Annotated in this window: 14 protein-coding genes and 1 riboswitch; of the genes, 9 read left to right on the top strand and 5 right to left on the bottom strand. The window is 72.5% G+C overall.

What is annotated here, in order from left to right; all coding sequences use genetic code 11:
• Window positions 1–12 precede the first annotated feature (12 nt).
• A complete protein-coding gene (locus tag OG357_RS09805) occupies window positions 13–702 on the bottom strand; it encodes a DUF7342 family protein (RefSeq protein WP_329620795.1) in 690 nt (229 codons plus the stop codon).
• Window positions 699–2,378 carry a sensor histidine kinase gene (locus OG357_RS09800; RefSeq protein WP_329620794.1) on the bottom strand — a complete coding sequence of 560 codons (1,680 nt, stop codon included), beginning with the start codon at window positions 2,376–2,378 and terminating at the stop codon, window positions 699–701. The genes OG357_RS09805 and OG357_RS09800 overlap by 4 nt, the downstream gene beginning before the upstream one ends.
• 195 nt (window positions 2,379–2,573) lie before the next feature.
• On the opposite strand from OG357_RS09800, the gene OG357_RS09795 reads away from it, so the two are divergent.
• Window positions 2,574–3,638 (top strand): CobW family GTP-binding protein, encoded by a 1,065-nt coding sequence (locus OG357_RS09795; RefSeq protein WP_329620793.1) that lies wholly within the window; start codon window positions 2,574–2,576, stop codon window positions 3,636–3,638.
• A 140-nt stretch (window positions 3,639–3,778) separates the two neighbouring features.
• Here OG357_RS09795 and OG357_RS09790 read toward each other — a convergent pair whose 3' ends face one another.
• Entirely contained in the window at window positions 3,779–6,235 is a 2,457-nt protein-coding gene (locus OG357_RS09790; RefSeq protein ID WP_329620792.1) for a DNA gyrase/topoisomerase IV subunit A, read from the bottom strand.
• A 181-nt stretch (window positions 6,236–6,416) separates the two neighbouring features.
• On the opposite strand from OG357_RS09790, the gene OG357_RS09785 reads away from it, so the two are divergent.
• The 4 genes from OG357_RS09785 to OG357_RS09770 all read left to right on the top strand — a co-directional run bounded on the left by OG357_RS09785 (window position 6,417) and on the right by OG357_RS09770 (window position 11,202).
• Entirely contained in the window at window positions 6,417–7,769 is a 1,353-nt protein-coding gene (locus OG357_RS09785) for a M16 family metallopeptidase (RefSeq protein ID WP_329620791.1), read from the top strand.
• A 26-nt stretch (window positions 7,770–7,795) separates the two neighbouring features.
• On the top strand, window positions 7,796–9,163 hold the full coding sequence (locus OG357_RS09780; RefSeq protein ID WP_329625546.1) for a M16 family metallopeptidase: 1,368 nt from the start codon (window positions 7,796–7,798) through the stop codon (window positions 9,161–9,163).
• Window positions 9,164–9,364: 201 nt separating this feature from the next.
• Window positions 9,365–9,528: riboswitch (cyclic di-AMP (ydaO/yuaA leader) on the top strand.
• A 12-nt stretch (window positions 9,529–9,540) separates the two neighbouring features.
• Window positions 9,541–10,323, top strand: coding sequence for a M23 family metallopeptidase (locus tag OG357_RS09775; protein ID WP_329620790.1), 783 nt, complete (start codon window positions 9,541–9,543; stop codon window positions 10,321–10,323).
• Window positions 10,324–10,518: 195 nt separating this feature from the next.
• The gene (locus OG357_RS09770) at window positions 10,519–11,202 is read left to right on the top strand and encodes a GntR family transcriptional regulator (RefSeq protein WP_317599879.1); all 684 of its coding nucleotides are present in this window, start codon (window positions 10,519–10,521) and stop codon (window positions 11,200–11,202) included.
• A 168-nt stretch (window positions 11,203–11,370) separates the two neighbouring features.
• Here OG357_RS09770 and OG357_RS09765 read toward each other — a convergent pair whose 3' ends face one another.
• Window positions 11,371–11,652 (bottom strand): HPr family phosphocarrier protein, encoded by a 282-nt coding sequence (locus tag OG357_RS09765; RefSeq protein ID WP_267046286.1) that lies wholly within the window; start codon window positions 11,650–11,652, stop codon window positions 11,371–11,373.
• 175 nt (window positions 11,653–11,827) lie between these two features.
• Between OG357_RS09765 and OG357_RS09760 the strand changes: the two genes are divergently transcribed.
• From OG357_RS09760 to OG357_RS09745, 4 genes are read left to right on the top strand one after another with little or no spacing between them, the layout of a single operon-like run.
• Window positions 11,828–14,851: a bifunctional acetate--CoA ligase family protein/GNAT family N-acetyltransferase gene (locus tag OG357_RS09760; RefSeq protein WP_329620789.1), complete on the top strand. Its 3,024-nt coding sequence runs from the start codon at window positions 11,828–11,830 to the stop codon at window positions 14,849–14,851.
• Window positions 14,852–14,889: 38 nt separating this feature from the next.
• Window positions 14,890–15,486, top strand: coding sequence for a DUF5998 family protein (locus tag OG357_RS09755; protein WP_329620788.1), 597 nt, complete (start codon window positions 14,890–14,892; stop codon window positions 15,484–15,486).
• On the top strand, window positions 15,486–16,691 hold the full coding sequence (locus tag OG357_RS09750; RefSeq protein ID WP_329620787.1) for an alkaline phosphatase family protein: 1,206 nt from the start codon (window positions 15,486–15,488) through the stop codon (window positions 16,689–16,691). The genes OG357_RS09755 and OG357_RS09750 overlap by 1 nt, the downstream gene beginning before the upstream one ends.
• Before the next feature lie 49 nt (window positions 16,692–16,740).
• Entirely contained in the window at window positions 16,741–17,391 is a 651-nt protein-coding gene (locus OG357_RS09745; RefSeq protein ID WP_329620786.1) for a thymidine kinase, read from the top strand.
• Window positions 17,392–17,398: 7 nt separating this feature from the next.
• On the opposite strand, the gene OG357_RS09740 is transcribed toward OG357_RS09745, so the two are convergent.
• Entirely contained in the window at window positions 17,399–18,586 is a 1,188-nt protein-coding gene (locus OG357_RS09740) for a PucR family transcriptional regulator (RefSeq protein WP_329620785.1), read from the bottom strand.
• Window positions 18,587–18,617 lie beyond the last annotated feature (31 nt).

The raw sequence follows: 18,617 nt of genomic DNA, 5'->3' as shown, positions 1-18,617 counted from the left end.
CGGGAGCGCGCCTCAGGGAGCGGGCGGTGAGGACGCCCAGGCGTACCGGTGCTCGGGACGGCCCGTCTCGCCGTACCGGAGGGAGAGGCTCACCCGGCCGGTGCGTTCGAGGAGTTTGAGGTAGCGCTGGGCGGTCTGGCGGCTCACGCCGGACCGCTCGGCGATCTCCTGAGCGGAGAGCGGGCCGCCGGCGGCGAGCAGGACCTGCCGGACCAGCTCGGCCGTGGTGGGGGAGTGCCCCTTCGGCAAGTCAGGGGAGACGGTGCCCGCCGCCAGGACCCCGAAGATCCGGTCCACCTCGGCCTGCTCCGCCTCGCCGCCCGCTCCCAGGGCGCGCCGGAGTGCCGCGTACGCCTCCAGCTTGGAGCGCAGCCCGGCGAAGTTGAACGGCTTGACCAGGTACTGGAGCGCGCCGTGGCGCATCGCCGCCTGCACGGTGGCCACGTCCCGGGCGGCGGTCACCATGATCACGTCGCACTGGTGGCCGCGCGCGCGGAGCTCCCGTACGGCGGCGAGGCCGTTCTCGTCCGGCAAGTAGTGGTCGAGGAGGATCAGGTCCACGGGGTGCTCGGCCAGGGCGGTCAGCGCCTCGGCGGTCGAGTGGGCGGTGGCGGACACCCGGAAGCCGGGGACCTTGGCGACGTACGCGGCGTTGATCCGCGCCACCAGTACGTCGTCGTCCACCACGAGCACGTCGATCATCGCGCCGCCTCCCCGGCGGGCTCCGGCGAGAGGGCGGCTCCGCCGGGCTCCGGTTCGGTCAGGGCGTCGGGGAGGACGACGGTGAACTCCGCGCCCCCGTCCGCGGCCCCGGCCACACGGGCCGTGCCGCCCCGGCGCTCGGCCAGCCGGCGCACGAAGGCGAGACCGAGCCCGCGCCTGCCGTGGGGCGGCGGCTCCTTCGTCGACCAGCCCTCGGTGAAGATCAGCTCGCGGCGCTCCTCGGGGACGCCGGGGCCGCTGTCCGTGACCCGCAGCACGACCGTACGGCCGTCGGTGCGGAACGCGACCTCGATCCGGGCGCCCGGCGTGCCCGCGACGGCGTCCAGGGCGTTGTCGACCAGATTGCCGACGACCGTGACCAGCTCACGAGGGTCGACGAGCCGGTCCGGCAGCAGGGACTCCGGGGAGATCCGCAGTGATACGCCGCGCTCGGCGGCGACGGTCGCCTTGCCGACCAGGAGCGCGGCGAGCAGCGGGTCGTGGACCTTCTCCGTGACCTGCTCTGCGGTCGCCCGGTGCACTCCGACCACCTCGGTGACGAACTCGACCGCCTCCTCGTGCATGTCCAGCTCCAGGAGGCCGAGGAGCGTGTGCAGCCGGTTGGCGTGCTCGTGGTCCTGAGCGCGGAGGGCGTCGATCAGGCCCCGCGTCGAGTCGAGCTCGCGCCCGAGGCGCTCCAGCTCGGTGCGGTCGCGCAAGGTAGCGACGGCGCCGCCGTCGTCCGTGGGCATCCGGTTGGCGATCAGGACCCGGTGGCCCTGGACGGTGACGAGATCCTCGCCCGTGACCCGGCCCGTGAGGACGTCGGCGGTACGGCCCTGGCCGAGGACCTCGTCCACGGGCCGGCCCGCGGCCTCGGGGCCGACGCCGAGCAGGCGCTGTGCCTCGTCGTTCACGAGCCGTACGGAGCCGGTGCGGTCGATGGCCACGACACCCTCCCGGATGCCGTGCAGCATGGCCTCGCGCTCGGCGAGCAGCGCGGAGATGTCGGAGAAGGCCAGGTCGTGTGTCTGGCGCTGGAGCCGTCGGGAGATCAGGTACGCGGCGAGGGCCCCGACCGCGAGCGCCCCGCCCGCATAAGCGAGGAGGCCCGGGATCGCGGCGAGGAGCCGGTCGCGGACGCTGTCGTACTCGATGCCGACGGAGACCGCGCCGATGATCCGGCCGTCCGCGTCGCGCAGCGGAGCCTTGCCGCGTGCCGAGCGGCCGAGCGTGCCGCTGTCGATCTCCATCACCTCCCGCCCCGCGAGGACGGCGCTCGGGTCGGTGGAGACGCGCCGGCCGATCTGGGCGGGGTCGGTGTGCGACCAGCGCACCCCGCGGGTGTCCATGACGACGACGTACTCGGCGCCCGTGGACACCCGGATCCGTTCGGCCTCCGTCTGCACGGGGCCCCGCGCCGAGGGCGGGGTGCCGACGAGGCCGGCGGCGAGCCCCGGGGAGGCGGTGGTCTCGGCGATGGCCAGGGCCCGCCGCATGGCCTGGTCGTCGAGCTGTGCGCTGAGGGGGGCGAGGAAGAGACCGGTGGCGAGGACGGTCACACCGGTCGCGATGGCCAGCTGCATCAGCAGGACCTGCGCGAACACCCGCCGGGGCCACCCGAACCGCCGACGGCGCGCGAGGGGCCGCGCGGGGCTGGTCTGTGCGGGGCTCATGCCAGAAAAGGTAAGCGTCCGAGCCCCACGACCGGAAATGCCGGCCCCGGTTCCCCCGCTGGGCCCGTATCGCCGGGCTGTCCCGGTGTCCCTGCGGCGGATCGGCCGGTGGTTTCGGTCGTCCTCGGACGATCACGCCTATCCTGGGGCCTTCCCACCGCTGTGGGAAGGAACCCGCGACCGGAGGCACGACCCTTGAGCACGCAGCAGATTCCCGTCGTCGTCCTCGCCGGGTTTCTCGGGGCAGGGAAGACGACGCTCCTCAACCATCTGCTGCGCAGCGCCCGGGGTACCCGTATCGGGGTCATGGTCAACGATTTCGGGGACATCGGCATCGACGCGATGACCGTCGCCGGACAGGTGGGCTCCACCGTCTCCCTCGGCAACGGCTGCCTGTGCTGCGCGGTCGACGCGAGCGAGCTCGACGAGTACCTGGAGGTCCTGACCCGGCCCGAGTCCCGGCTCGACGTGATCGTCATCGAGGCGAGCGGCCTCGCCGAGCCGCAGGAACTGGTCCGCATGGTGCTGGCCAGCGAGAACGGGCGGATCGTCTACGGAGGGCTCGTCCAGCTCGTCGACGCGGCCGAGTTCGACGCCACCCGGCGGTTCCACCCCGAGACCGACCGGCACCTCGCCCTCGCCGACCTCGTGGTCGTCAACAAGGCCGACCGGGTCCCGGAGGACCGCCTCCGGGCCGTCCGGGACACCGTGGCCGGCCTCGCGGGGCGCGCCGCCGTGGTCGAGGCCTCCCACGGCCGGATCGAGCCGGAGCTGCTCTTCGACCGGGTCGTCCCCGAGGACGAGATCGAGGGCCAGATGTCGATCGAGGACATCCTGTACGGCCCCGGCGACGACACCCACGTCCACCCGCACGCGGCCTACGAGACGCTCTCGCTGACGGCCTCCGTCCCGCTGCACCCGCGCCGGCTGATGACCTTCCTGGACTCCAGGCCCGAGGGGCTCTACCGGATCAAGGGGTTCGTCGACTTCGGCGCCGCCGACCCGGACAACCGTTACGCCGTGCACGCGGTCGGCCGCTTCCTGCGCTTCTACCCCGAGCCCTGGCCCGCCGGCGAGGAGCGGCTCACCCAGCTCGTCCTGATCGGCTCCGGCATCGACGCCGCCGCCCTGCGCAAGGAGCTCGCCGCGTGCGAGCAGAACGGTCCGCAGGACGCCCCCGACGAGCACAGCATGTGGGGCGTCCTGCGGTACGTGCCGCGCGCCGACGAGAGCCCGGACCAGGACGCCACACTCTCCTGACCTCCCGCCGGCCCGGCCGGCCGGCCGGCTTCGGGCGGGTCCGGCGAGCTCGTGGACCGAGACCCGTGGGTAGGGGAAGACCCCCTTGGGGCCGGCCTTGCGGCCGGCCCCAAGGGGGTCCCTTCGTGACGTCCGGACGGTCAGGCGGGGCCGGCCAGTGCGTCGACCGGCTGGGCCAGCGGGACGCCCGAGCCGTCGCGGCGCGGGTCCACGTCCGGCAGTGGCACCGGGGTGCCGTTCTTCTGCGCGGCCCGTGCCGGGGTGGCACCCGCCCAGGCCAGGATCAGGACGTCCTCGCCCTTCAGGAACCGCTGGCAGCGGACACCGCCCGTCGCGCGGCCCTTGCGCGGGTACTGGTCGAAGGGGGTCAGCTTCGCCGACGTACCCGCCGAGGCGTCGAGGGTGCCGGTGGAGCTCGCGACGGTGAAGACCACGGCTTCCGCCGCCGGGTCCACGGCCGTGAACGAGAGCACCTCGGCGCCCGCGGTCAGCTTGACGCCCGCCATGCCGCCGGCCGGCCGGCCCTGGGGCCGTACCTGCGCGGCCGGGTAGCGGAGCAGCTGGGCGTCGGAGGTGATGAAGACCAGGTCCTCCTCACCCGTCCGCAGCTCGGTCGCGCCGACGATCCGGTCACCGTCCTTGAGGGTGATGACCTCCAGCTCGTCCTTGTTCGCCGGGTAGTCCGGCACCACGCGCTTCACCACGCCCTGCAGCGTGCCGATCGCGAGACCCGGCGACGACTCGTCGAGCGTGGTCAGGCAGACCACCGACTCGTCCGCCTCCAGGGACAGGAACTCCGAGAGCTGCGCGCCGCCCGCGAGATTGGGCGTGGCGTGGGTGTCCGGGAGCTGCGGCAGGTCGATGACCGCGATCCGCAGCAGCCGGCCGTCCGAGGTCACCGCGCCGACGTCACCGCGCTGGGTGGCGGCCACCGCGGACACGATCAGGTCGTGCTTGGTGCGCGGCGCGTCCGGGTCGGCGGGCGGCAGCTCCGCCGTCGCCGTACGGGCCAGCAGACCCGTCGAGGAGAGCAGCACGCGGCACGGGTCGTCCGCGACCTCGAGGGGGACGGCCGCGACGGGCGCGCCCGCCGATTCGAGCAGGACCGTCCGCCGGTCGGTGGCGAACTTCTTGGCGACCGCGGCCAGTTCCGCCGAGACCAGCTTCCGCAGCTCCGCGTCGGAGTCGAGGATCCCGGTCAGCTCGTCGATCTCGCCGGTGAGCCGGTCGCGCTCGGTCTCCAGCTCGATGCGGTCGAACTTGGTGAGGCGGCGCAGCGGGGTGTCCAGGATGTACTGCGTCTGGATCTCGCTCAGCGAGAAGCGCTCCATCAGGCGCTCCTTGGCCTGAGCGGAGTTGTCGCTCTCCCGGATGATCCGGATGACCTCGTCGATGTCGAGGAGCGCGACGAGCAGGCCCTCCACGAGGTGCAGCCGGTCGCGCTTCTTGGTCCGGCGGAACTCGGAGCGGCGGCGGACGACCTCGAAGCGGTGGTCGAGGTAGACCTCCAGGAGCTCCTTCAGGCCGAGCGTCAGCGGCTGACCGTCCACCAGCGCCACGTTGTTGATGCCGAAGGACTCCTCCATCGGCGTCAGTTTGTAGAGCTGCTCCAGGACCGCCTCCGGCACGAAGCCGTTCTTGATCTCGATGACCAGACGCAGGCCGTGGCTGCGGTCGGTGAGGTCCTTGACGTCCGCGATGCCCTGGAGCTTCTTGGAGCCGACGAGGTCCTTGATCTTGGAGATGACCTTCTCGGGGCCGACCGTGAAGGGCAGCTCGGTCACGACGATGCCCTTGCGGCGTGCCGTCACGTTGTCCACGGTGGCCGTGGCGCGGATCTTGAACGTGCCGCGGCCGTTCTCGTACGCGTCCTTGATGCCGGACAGGCCGACGATCCGGCCGCCGGTCGGCAGGTCGGGGCCGGGCACGAAGCGCATCAGCGTCTCGAGGTCGGCGCCCGGGTGGCGGATCAGGTGGCGGGCCGCCGCGATCACCTCGCCGAGGTTGTGCGGCGGCATGTTGGTCGCCATGCCGACCGCGATCCCCGACGCGCCGTTGACCAGCAGGTTCGGATAGGCGGCGGGCAGTGCCACCGGCTCCTGCTCCTGGCCGTCGTAGTTCGGCGTGAAGTCGACCGTGTCCTCGTCGATGGAATCGGTCATCAGCAGCGCGGCCGGCGCCATCCGCGACTCCGTGTACCGCATGGCGGCGGGCGGGTCGTCGTTGCCGAGGGAGCCGAAGTTGCCGTGACCGTCGACGAGGGGCAGCCGCATGGAGAAGGGCTGTGCCATGCGGACCATGGCGTCGTAGATCGACGCGTCGCCGTGCGGGTGGAGCTTGCCCATCACCTCGCCGACGACACGGGCGCACTTCACGAACCCGCGATCGGGCCGGAGCCCCATCTCGCCCATCTGGTAGACGATGCGGCGCTGGACGGGCTTCATGCCGTCGCGGGCGTCGGGGAGAGCGCGCGAGTAGATCACCGAGTACGCGTACTCGAGGAAGGAGCCCTGCATCTCGTCGACGACGTCGATGTCGAGGATCCTCTCCTCGTACGCGTCGTCCGGCGGCGGTGTCTTCGTGCTGCGGCGGGCCATCGCGGCTGCGGCTCCTTCACCAACAAGGTTGATCTGACGCGGACCATTGTGGACTGTGCCACCGACAACGCCGACCGCGACCCGGAAGAGGGACATCCGGAAGGGGCGGGAACTTCGCGAGGTGTCGGCGCGCTTGCATACAGTGGCAGGACTTTTTCACATCGCGATCGAAGGGACGTACATGCCCATGGGTCACACGGCCACGGCCGAGGCCGGCTCCGGCGGCCTGACAGCGACCGAGCACCGGTTGGCGAACGGCCTGCGCGTGGTGCTCTCGGAGGACCACCTGACCCCGGTCGCCGCGGTCTGCCTCTGGTACGACGTCGGTTCGCGTCACGAGGTCGAGGGCCGCACGGGCCTCGCCCACCTCTTCGAGCACCTGATGTTCCAGGGCTCGAAGCAGGTCCACGGGAACGGGCACTTCGAGCTGGTGCAGGGTGCGGGCGGCTCGCTCAACGGCACGACGAGCTTCGAGCGCACCAACTACTTCGAGACCATGCCCACCCACCAGGTGGAGCTCGCGCTCTGGCTGGAGGCCGACCGCATGGGCTCGCTGCTCGCGGCCCTGGACGACGAGTCCATGGAGAACCAGCGGGACGTCGTCAAGAACGAGCGCCGCCAGCGGTACGACAACGTGCCGTACGGCACGGCCTTCGAGAAGCTGACCGCGCTGGCCTACCCGGAGGGCCACCCGTACCACCACACGCCGATCGGCTCCATGGCGGACCTGGACGCCGCCACGCTGGAGGACGCGCGGAACTTCTTCCGCACGTACTACGCGCCGAACAACGCGGTGCTGTCGGTCGTCGGCGACATCGACCCGGCGGAGACCCTCGCCTGGGTCGAGAAGTACTTCGGCTCCATCCCCTCCCACGACGGCAAGCGGCCCCCGCGCGACGGCTCGCTGCCCGACGTCATGGGCTCCGAGCAGCGTGTGGTCCTCGTCGAGGAGGTCCCGGCGCGCGCGCTGATGGCCGCCTACCGGCTGCCGCACGACGGCACGCGCGAGTGCGACGCCGCCGACCTGGCCCTGACGGTCCTCGGCGGTGGCGAGTCCTCCCGGCTGCACAACCGCCTGGTCCGCCGGGACCGGACGGCCGTCGCCGCCGGTTTCGGCCTGCTGCGGCTCGCCGGGGCGCCCTCGCTGGGCTGGCTGGACGTCAAGACCTCCGGCGGTGTCGAGGTCCCGCAGATCGAGGCCGCCGTCGACGAGGAGCTCGCCCGCTTCGCCGCCGAGGGCCCGACGCCCGAGGAGATGGAGCGCGCGCAGGCCCAGTTGGAGCGCGAGTGGCTCGACCGGCTCGGCACCGTCGCGGGCCGCGCCGACGAACTGTGCCGGTTCGCCGTGCTGTTCGGCGACCCGCAGCTCGCCCTCACGGCCGTCGACCGGGTCCTCGACATCACCGCCGAGGAGGTGCAGGCGGCCGCGAAGGCCAAGCTGCGCCCCGACAACCGCGCGGTGCTCGTCTACGAGCCGGTGGCCACCGAACAGAGCGAGAGCGACAGCGACGAGGAAGAGGGAGCGGACCAGTGACCGACGCTGCCGTGTCTTTGACGAGCATGGACTTCCACCCGCAGCCCGAGCCGGGCGTCGCCAGGCCCTGGGCGTTCCCGGCCCCGGACCGCGGCTCCCTGGCCAACGGCCTGACCCTGCTGACCAGCCACCGCCCCGGCCAGCAGGTCGTGGCCGTGGAGCTCTTCCTGCCGGCCCCGCTGGACGCCGAGCCGGCCGGGCTCGACGGCGTCGCCACGATCATGGCCCGCGCGCTCTCCGAGGGCACGGACCAGCGCGACGCCGAGGAGTTCGCGGCCGAGCTGGAGCGCTGCGGCGCCACGCTCGACGCGCACGCGGACCACCCGGGCGTACGGGTCTCCCTCGAGGTGCCCGTCTCCCGGCTGCCCAAGGCACTCGGGCTGCTCTCCGAAGCGCTGATCGCGCCGGCCTTCCTGGACACCGAGATCGAGCGCCTCGTGCGCAACCGCCTCGACGAGATCCCGCACGAGACGGCCAACCCGGCCCGCCGCGCCGCCAAGCAGCTCTCCAAGGAGCTCTTCCCGGCCGAGGTCCGGATGTCCCGGCCGCGTCAGGGCACCGAGGAGACCGTCGAGGCCATCGACGCCGCCGCGGTCCGCGCCTTCTACGAGGCGTACGTCCGGCCCGCCACGGCCACCGCCGTGGTCGTCGGCGACCTGACCGGCGTCGACCTGGACAAGGTCCTCGCCGAGACCCTGGGCGCCTGGACCGGCGAGTCGGCCGAGCCGCTCCCGATGCCGCCGATCACCGCCGACGACACCGGACGGGTCGTCATCGTCGACCGCCCCGGCGCGGTCCAGACCCAGTTGCTGATCGGCCGGATCGGCGCCGACCGGCACGACAATGTCTGGGCGGCCCAGGCCCTGGGCACGTACTGCCTCGGTGGGACGCTGACCTCGCGGCTCGACCGGGTCCTGCGCGAGGAGAAGGGCTACACGTACGGCGTGCGGGCCTTCGGGCAGGTGCTCCGCTCCGACGCCGAGGGGAACGGCGCCTCGATGCTCGCCATCAGCGGCTCGATCGACACCCCGAACACCGGCCCCGCACTTGACGACCTGTGGAAGGTGCTGCGGACCCTCGCCGCCGAGGGTCTCACCGACGCCGAGCGCGAGACGGCCGTGCAGAACCTGGTGGGCGTGGCACCGCTCAAGTACGAGACGGCCGCCTCGGTCGCCGGGACGCTCGCCGACCAGGTCGAGCAGCACCTCCCGGACGACTACCAGGCCCAGTTGTACGCGCGGCTGGCCGAGACGGGCACGGTCGAGGCGACCGCGGCCGTCGTCAACGCCTTCCCCGTGGACCGGCTCGTGACCGTGCTCGTGGGCGACGCGGCACAGATCGCGGAGCCGGTGCGCGCACTCGGCATCGGCGAAGTCACCGTGGTGACCGGCTGATCGCACGCGCCGACCCGGCGACGGAAGGCCTCGACGTCATGATTTCGTCGAGGCCTTCCGCTTTGCCCGAATTGAGGGCAAGAGTGGCTGTCTGCCCTGTGGCATGTCTTACAAACGGGCGTGTCTGTTTGGTGATTGACAGACGATCCCATAGCGTCGGTGCGGCTGTTCGTCAGTTGCACGTGCCGCATTCGCGGCAACGGACAGTCATCGCCGAGTCCCCGTCAGGCGCGAGCCTGGGGAGCCGGGGACCCACACAGTCCCTGGGGTGAATCGGGCGCCTTCGTCACGTACGGAGGGGCTCGTAGGAGACCTTCCTGCTCCGAACCCGTCAGCTAACCCGGTAGGCGAGAAGGAAGGAAAGGATCAGCCCCTACATGGCGTTCACCCGTGCCACCGGGAAGCATCGTGGTCCGAGCCGGATGGCGCGCCGCAGCGTGGGCATCGCCGGCGTGGCGACGCTCGCCACCACCGGCGTCATCGGAGGCTTCGCCTCCCCGGCGCTCGCCACCGACACGGACAACCGCTCCCCCGAGGACACCGGCCTCACGCAGGTGATCACCGAGGACTCCCTCGCGGACCGGATCGACGCCCAGGCCGCCGCCCAGGAGCAGGAGGCCTTCGAGGCCATCGTCAAGGCGAAGGCCCAGGCCGAGGCCCGCGCCGAGGCGAAGCGCAAGGCCGAGGCCCGCGCCAAGGAGGTCCGCGAGGAGCGCGAGCGCGCCGCCCGCGAGGCCGAGCGCCGCCGCCTCGCCTCCTTCCAGCTCCCCGTGGCCGGCTCGTACGTCACCACCGGCTACAAGACCGGCGGCTCGCTCTGGTCCTCCGGCAGCCACTCCGGCATCGACTTCCACGCCTCCTACGGCAGCTCGGTCGTCTCCGTCGGCTCCGGCACCGTCGTCGAGGCCGGCTGGGGCGGCGCGTACGGCAACAACATCGTGATCCAGATGAACGACGGCACGTACACCCAGTACGGTCACCTCTCGTCCATCGGGGTCTACGTCGGCCAGACCGTCGAGCCGGGCCAGCAGATAGGCATCTCGGGCTCGTCGGGCAACTCGACCGGCCCGCACCTCCACTTCGAGGCGCGGACGGGCTCCGACTACGGCTCGGACCTGAACCCCATCTCCTACCTCCGCGCTCGCGGCGTCAGCCTCTGACACCACGCGGATCGCGTCGCAAAAGCCCCGGCTCGTACTGAGCCGGGGCTTTTCGCTGACCGAAACATATCGCTGGATTCCACGGGGGCATCGGAAATTCCGGCCTGCTGCAATAGAGTCGCGGAACAGACGCAGAAGGGACGCAGAACAGGCGTCGCTCGAATTGTCTCTCGCGGACCAAGGCGGAGGTCGGACATGCGCGTACCCGCGCAATCGGTATGCACGGCGATCCGGGACGACATCGTCTCCGGTGTCTTCGAGCGGGGCGGGCGGCTGACCGAGGAGCAGCTCGCGCGCCGCTACGGGGTCTCCCGTGTCCCGGTCCGTGAGGCCCTGCGCACCCTGGAGTCCGAGGGCTTCGTCGTCACCCGCCGCCACGCCGGCGCCCATGTCGCCGAGCCCACCGAGCAGGAGGCGGCCGATCTGCTCGACATGCGGGCCCTGCTCGAACCGCTGGGCGCCGCCCGCGCCGCGCAGCGGCGTACCGAGGCGCATCTGAAGGTCCTGCGCGGCCTGGTCAGGCTGGGGCAGGAGCGGGCCAGGCGCGGCCAGGGCGAGGATCTGCGCTCGCTCGGGGGCTGGTTCCACGAGACGCTGGCGCAGGCCTCCGGCAGTCCGGCCCTGACCGCGCTGCTCACCCAGCTACGCCACAAGATCGCCTGGATGTACGCGGTCGACCAGCCCGCCCACCCCGTGGAGGCCTGGTCCGAGCACGGCGCCATCGTGGACGCCGTCGCGCGCGGCGACGCCGAGAGGGCCAGGGCGCTGACGGCGCTGCACGCGGAGCGCTCGCTGGGGCTGCACCGGCTCAAAAGGCCGGAGCGCGGCCGTGTGAGGGTTTCGCAACATGTCGTCAACACGGCGAGCGGCCGGAATTAACGCGCGCACCGTATACAAAGAATAGGAATTCGACGGAGCTGATTTGTGCTGCCCGGAAACGCCGGCTCCGGAAAAGCGAAAACCGCGACCGCCGGAATTCCGGGAGTCGCGGTTTCGTCGTACGGGGAACGCGTCGTGCGGGGAACGCGTCGTGCGGGGAATGCGGGGTCAGACGGTCTCGGGGAGCTCGTCGAGACCCTCGGCGACCAGCTTGGCGAGACGGTCGAGCGCGATCTCGGCGCCGTCGGCCTCCGAAGCGAGGACGATCTCCTCGCCGCCCTGCGCGCCCAGGCCGAGCACCGCGAGCATCGAGGCGGCGTTCACGGGGGTGCCGTCGGACTTGGCGATCGTCACCGGAACGCCGGAAGCCGTGGCGGCACGGACGAAGATGGACGCGGGGCGGGCGTGGAGGCCCTCGGCCCAGCCGACGTTGACGCGGCGCTCAGCCATGGTGTTGCCCTTCAAGTCTCAAGCGGGTTGTCTAGACCAGTCTCTCATGTGATGCGCGGTGCTCGTGCCGACGTTCGACCCGGACCGGACCGACTTTCGGTCCTCCCCACCTTGCACGGCAGGCATCCGCCGCGCGACCGGTGCCGGTGTCGTACACCGGCCGTAGGCTGGCCCCATGCAGAGCGCGTCGGAGCAGTCGGAAGCGGCGGATCGACCGGCACCACCGGCACCTGCCTCATCGCCGGAGCACGCCTATCCCGATCACTGGGAGGCCGACGTGGTGCTCCGGGACGGCGGCACCGCGCGCATCAGGCCCATCACGGCCGACGACGCCGACCGGCTGGTCAGCTTCTACGAGCAGGTGTCGGACGAGTCGAAGTACTACCGCTTCTTCGCGCCGTACCCACGGCTCTCCGCGAAGGACGTCCACCGGTTCACCCACCACGACTTCGTCGACCGGGTGGGCCTCGCCGCGACCGTGGGCGGCGAGTTCATCGCCACCGTCCGCTACGACCGCATCGACGACCGCGGCATGCCCGCCTCTGGACCGGCCGACGAGGCCGAGGTCGCCTTCCTCGTCCAGGACGCGCACCAGGGGCGCGGCGTCGCCTCCGCCCTCCTCGAACACATCGCGGCGGTCGCGCGCGAGCGGGACATCCGGCGCTTCGCCGCGGAGGTGCTCCCCGCCAACAACAAGATGATCAAGGTCTTCACGGACGCGGGCTACACCCAGAAGCGGAGCTTCGAGGACGGCTCCGTCCGGCTCCACCTCGACCTCGAACCGACCGTCCGCTCCCTCGCCGTCCAGCGCGCGCGGGAGCAGCGGGCAGAGGCGCGATCCGTCCAGCGGCTCCTCACGCCCCGCTCCGTCGCCGTCGTCGGCGCCGGGCGCGCACCCGGCGGCGTCGGCCGGACCGTCCTCCGCAATCTCCTCGGCTCCGGCTTCACCGGCCGCGTCCACGCGGTGAACGCCGCGCTCACCGACGGTCCGGCGGAGCTCGACGGAGTCCCCGCCCACCCCTCCGTCGCGGCCATCGGCGAGCCCGTGGACCTGGCGATCGTCGCCGTCCCCGCCGAGCGCGTGCCGGAGGTCGTCGCCGACTGCGGCGAGCACGGAGTGCTGGGCCTCGTCGTCCTTTCCGCCGGATACGCGGAGAGCGGTCCGGCCGGCCGGGAGCGGCAGCGCCAGCTCGTACGACAGGCCCGCTCGTACGGGATGCGGATCATCGGGCCGAACGCGTTCGGGATCATCAACACCGCCGAGGACGTCCGGCTCAACGCCTCGCTCGCCCCCCACATGCCGGCCGCCGGGCGGATCGGGCTCTTCACCCAGTCCGGCGCGATCGGGATCGCGCTCCTCGCCGGCCTCCACCGGCACGGCGCGGGGCTCTCCTCCTTCATCTCGGCCGGCAACCGCGCCGACGTGTCCGGGAACGACTTCCTCCAGCACTGGTACGACGACCCGGGTACGGACGTCGTCCTCCTCTATCTGGAGTCGATCGGCAACCCCAGGAAGTTCACCCGGCTGGCCCGCCGCACCGCCGCGGTCAAACCGGTCGTGGTCGTCAAGGGCGCCCGGCACAGCGGCAGCGCGCCGCCCGGCCACCGGGTGCCCGTCACCCGCATCCCGCACGCCACGGTCTCCGCGCTGCTGCGCCAGGCCGGGGTGATCCGCGTCGACACCGTCACCGAACTCGTGGACGCCGGACTGCTCCTCGCCGCCCAGCCGCTTCCCGCCGGGCCCAGGGTCGCGATCCTCGGCAACTCCGAGTCGCTCGGCCTCCTCACGTACGACGCCTGCCTGACCGAGGGACTGCGCCCGCTGCGGCCGCTCGACCTGACGACCGCGGCGGGCCCGGCGGACTTCCGGGACGCGCTGGCCGCGGCGCTCGCGGACGAGACGTCCGACGCGGTCGTGGTGACCGCGATCCCCTGGGTCGGGGAGAACGGCGCCACCGAGTCCGGCGACGGGGAGGTCCTCGCGGCCTCCCTGCGCGAGGCCGTCGCGTCCGTACCCGCCCCGGCGAAGCCCGTCGTCGTCGTCCACGTCGAGATGGGCGGCCTCGCGGAGGCCCTCGCGGTCGCGACGAGCACGAGGCCGGCGCCGGCGGGGACCCGTACGGCATCGGCTCCGGTCCGGCCCGCGGCGGCAGCCATCACGGGGACCGCCGCCCCGGTCGCCGGTCCCGCCGCCGACCCGGCCGCCGGGGAGACCGCCGCCCGGGGCTCCGCCCCGAGCACCGATCCCGCCGCCACCGACCCTGCCGCCGCCGAGACCGCTGCCGTCGCCGCCGACGCGGCCCCCGGCCGGCAGGCCACCATCCCCGCCTATCCCGCCGCCGAGCGCGCCGTGCGGGCCCTGGCCGAGGCCGTGCGGTACGGGCAGTGGCGGCGGCAGGCCGCCGAGCCCGGACGGGTGCCCGAGTACGAGGACATCGACGAGCCAGGGGCCGCCGCGCTCATCGAGCGGGTGCTCGGCGACGGCGGCGACGGCGGCGAAACGGACACGCGAGGTGTGACCCTCGACACCGCGGACGCGGGGGAGCTGCTCTCGCGGTACGGGATCACCGTCCTGCCCACCCTCCCCGCGCCCACCCCCGACGAGGCCGTCGCCGCCGCCCGCCGGCTCGGCTACCCCGTCGCGCTCAAGACGACCGCGCCCCACCTGCGTCACCGCCCCGACCTCGGCGGTGTCCGGCTGGACCTGGCCACCGAGGAGCAGCTCCGTACCGCCTACGCCGAGCTGACCGAGGTCCTCGGCAAGCCCGAGGAGCTCCAGCCCGTCGTCCAGGCGATGGTGCCCCGGGGCGTCGACACCCTCGTCCGCTCCGCCATCGACCCCGCCGTCGGAGCCGTCCTCTCCTTCGGGCTCTCCGGCGCGGCCTCCGAGCTCCTCGGCGACACGGCCCACCGGCTGGTCCCGGCCACCGACCGGGACGCCGCCGAACTCGTCCGTTCCATCCGCACCGCCCCGCTGCTCTTCGGCTGGCGCGGATCCGCCCCGGTCGACACCCCTGCCCTGGAGGAACTCCTGCTCAGGGTCTCCCGGCTCGTCGACGACCACCCGGAGGTGGTGGCGGTCTCCCTGGAGCCGGTGGTCGTGGCCCCCGGCGGACTGTCCGTCCTCGGAGCAACCGTCCGGCTGGCCCCGCCCCCGCCCCGGACCGACCTCGGCCCGCGCCGCCTGCCGAGTTACTGAGGCTCTGAGGGGGCCCAGGGCCCCGTAGGATGGAGTCCATGGCGAAGAGCGGTACGACGACCCAGGGGCTGCGCGCGGCGATCGAGCGCAGCGGCTACTACCCGGCCCTCGTGGCCGAGGCGGTGGAGGCCGCCGTCGGCGGCGAGGCCGTGGCGTCGTACGTGGTGCACCAGGAGACCACGTTCGACGCGAACGAGGTCCGGCGCCACGTCACCGTCCTCGTCCTGACGGCCCACCGCTTCATCGTGAGCCACACCGACGAGCAGGCCGCCGACACCAGCTCCCCGACGCCGTACGCCACGACGTCCACCGAGTCCGTGAAGCTCGACCGGATCTCCTCGGTCGTCGTCAGCCGTGTCGTCGCCAACCCCGAGTCGTACACCCCGGGCACGCTGCCCCGCGAGGTGGTGCTCACCATCGGCTGGGGCGCCGTCTCCCGCATCGACCTGGAGCCCGCCGCCTGCGGCGACGCCAACTGCGACGCCGACCACGGCTACACGGGCAACGCCACCGCCGACGACCTCAGCCTGCGGGTGAGCGAGGCCGGCGACGGCCCGGACACCGTCCGGCAGACCCTCGCCTTCGCCCAGGCGCTCTCCGAATCCATCGCGGCCACCGCCGCCACCACGCGCTGATGGTCCAGCCCACCGCCGTGTCCCACGGCTGGCCCGACGACCCGGTCCCGCTGTCCCTGGACACCGCGCCGGTGCCCGAGTACACCTTCGGCTCCCTCGGCGACCTGCTCCCGACGCTCGTCGCGGGCCAGGGCGTGCCCGGCTTCGACGCGAGGATCGCCGAGCTGACCCCGGCCGACCGGAACTGCGTCTTCCTGATCGACGGACTCGGCTGGGAGCAGATCAAGGCCCATCCGGACGAGGCCCCGTACCTGACCTCGCTCCTCGGCACCTCGCGCGGCGGCACGGGCCGCCCCGTCACCGCCGGCTTCCCCGCCACCACCGCGACCTCGCTCGCCTCCGTCGGCACCGGCCGCTACCCCGGTACGCACGGGCTGCCCGGCTACACCGTGCGCAACCCCGACACCGGCGAGCTGATGAACCAGCTGCGCTGGAGGCCGTGGACCGAACCGCGTGTCTGGCAGCCGTACCCCACCGTCTTCCAGCTCGCGCACGCGGCCGGGATCCACACCGCCCAGGTGTCCTCCCCGATCTTCGAGCAGACCCCCCTCACCCAGGTCGCGCTCAGCGGCGGAACGTTTCACGGGCGTCTGACCGGCGAGGAGCGCATGGACTTCGCCGCCGAGCAGCTCGCCGCCGGCGACCGCTCGCTCGTCTACACGTACTACAGCGAACTCGACGGCGCGGGACACCGCTTCGGCATCGACTCCGACGCCTGGCGCGGACAGCTGATGTTCGTCGACCGGCTCGTGCAGCGTCTCGCCGAGCAGCTCCCGCCCCGCTCCGCGCTGTACGTCACGGCCGACCACGGCATGGTCGACATCCCCTTCGACGAGCAGCACCGCATCGACTTCGACGAGGACTGGGAGCTGCGCGCGGGCGTGGCCCTGCTCGGCGGCGAAGGCCGGGCCCGTCATGTGTACGCCGTCCCCGGCGCCGAGGCGGACGTCCTCACCTGCTGGCGCGAGGTGATCGGCGAGCAGTTCTGGGTGGCGAGCCGGGACGAGGCCATCGCCCTCGGCTGGTTCGGCGACGAGATCGACGAGCGCGTGTACGGCAGGATCGGCGACGTGGTCGCCGCGGCCCACGACGACGTCGCGATCACCGCGTCGGTCAACGAGCCCCACGAGTCGGCGATGGCCGGCATGCACGGGTCCATGACCCCCGCCGAGCAGCTCGTCCCGCTGCTCGAAGTCCGTTCCTGAACCTACGCGCCGCACACCCCCTCACGACCTGAAAGGTCCCTGACCCGTCATGCCCGAGCTGGTCTTCTTCTCCGGAACCATGGATTGCGGGAAGAGCACCCTGGCCCTCCAGATCGCCCACAACCGCGACGCGCGCGGGCTCCAGGGCGTGATCTTCACCCGTGACGACCGGGCGGGCGAGGGCAAGCTGTCCTCCCGGCTCGGCCTGGTGACGGAGGCGGTCGAGGCTCCGCAGGGCATGGACCTGTACGCGTACCTCGTCACCCAGCTGTCCCAGGGCGGCAAGGCCGACTACGTGATCGTCGACGAGGCGCAGTTCCTCGCGCCGGAACAGATCGACCAGCTCGCCCGTATCGTCGACGACCTCGGCCTGGACGTCTTCGCCTTCGGCATCACCACCGACTTCCGGACCAAGCTGTTCCCCGGCTCGCAGCGGCTGATCGAACTGGCGGACCGGATCGAGCAGCTCCAGGTCGAGGCGCTGTGCTGGTGCGGGGCCCGGGCGACGCACAACGCCCGTACGGTGGGCGGCCAGATGGTCGTCGAGGGCGCCCAGGTGGTGGTCGGGGACGTGAACCGGCCGGCGGGGGAGGTCGGTTACGAGGTCCTCTGCCGCCGTCACCACCGCCGCCTCATGACCTCGGCCGCGGCCCACGCGGGCGCGCTCTCGCCGGACGTCCTTCCGGTCAACAACGCCTGACCCGGGGTCAGTCAGGCGGTGGGGAGAGATCTCCCCGCAGCCGCCGGGTGCGAAGCGCCAGCTCCAGTTCGAAGCGGCGGTCCGGGTCGTCCAGGTCGTCGCCCCACAACTCACGGAGCTGTCTCAGCCGGTAGCGCACGGTCTGGGGGTGGACTCCGAGCCGGGCGGCCACCTCCGGAGCACCACCTCGCGTCTCCAGCCAGGCCAGCAGTGTCTCGGCGAGTCGGTTGGCGTGTGCCGGGCCGCCGGCCTCGTCGAGCCGCGCCAGCCGCCGCCGCGCCAGATCGTCGATCAGCTCACCCGCGGGCAGCAGCACCAAGGCTTCGACGTGCTCGCCGCAGTGCAGGAGCCGCCCTCGCGGCAGCAGACCCTGCTCGATCATTCCGACGGCGGCCTCCGCCCAGCGCAGCGACGTGGCAGCCTCCGCCAGGGGAACCGACGGGCCGAGCGCCCCGGACCAGCCGGCCACCGCCCGGTCCAGCAACTCCGCGCGTCCGGGGGCGTCCGGGTCCGGTACGACCAGGCGCGGCCGCACGCCCTCCATGTCGAGCAGCATCTCGTCGCCCACGGCAGGGGCGACGGCCTCCTGGGCGGGACGGAGCAGCACCGCCACCGCCACCCTCCCGGGCAGCTGCCATCCCAGGTCGGCCGCGCGGTCGGCGAGCAAGGCGGTCGGATCCGTGCGGTGTTCGGTGAGCAGGAGATCGACGAGCAGCCGTTGCAGGCGCAGGCGCTCCCCGGCCTGGCGGGCGACGGCCTCGGCGTAGCCGCGTACCGACTGGGCCACCATGACGTCGAGGTACTCGAACGCGGACTCGGCGAGTTCGTACATGGCCGAAGGCGGGATGTCGACCTGCTGGCCGATCTCCGCCATCCGCCGCCAAGAGAGGCGGACGCCCAGCCGGTAGATCCCCTGCAGGGAGTCCAGGCTGCGCCCTTGCGAGACCTCGCCGCGCCCGAAGTCCCGGAACAGCTCCGGGAGGGCGCGCGGCCGGTTCGACCCCGTGGTCATCTGTTCCACGAAGAGCTCGAGGGCGTGCCGGATCGCCACCAGAGCCTTCGGCTCCCCGGACTCGTCGGGGAGGAGCACCAGGCTCGGATACTCCCGCCGGATCTCGGCGAGGATGTCCTGGGCCAGTTCGGGGACCTGCTCCAAGGCGCGGTCGGCGAACTGCTGAATCCGTTGTCGTGGCACGTCGTGCCACGCTGACGAGGCTTCCACCGCA

This window comes from Streptomyces sp. NBC_01255 (genome assembly GCF_036226445.1).
GTDB lineage: Bacteria > Actinomycetota > Actinomycetes > Streptomycetales > Streptomycetaceae > Streptomyces.
This window is presented reverse-complemented; position numbering and strand designations above follow the sequence as displayed.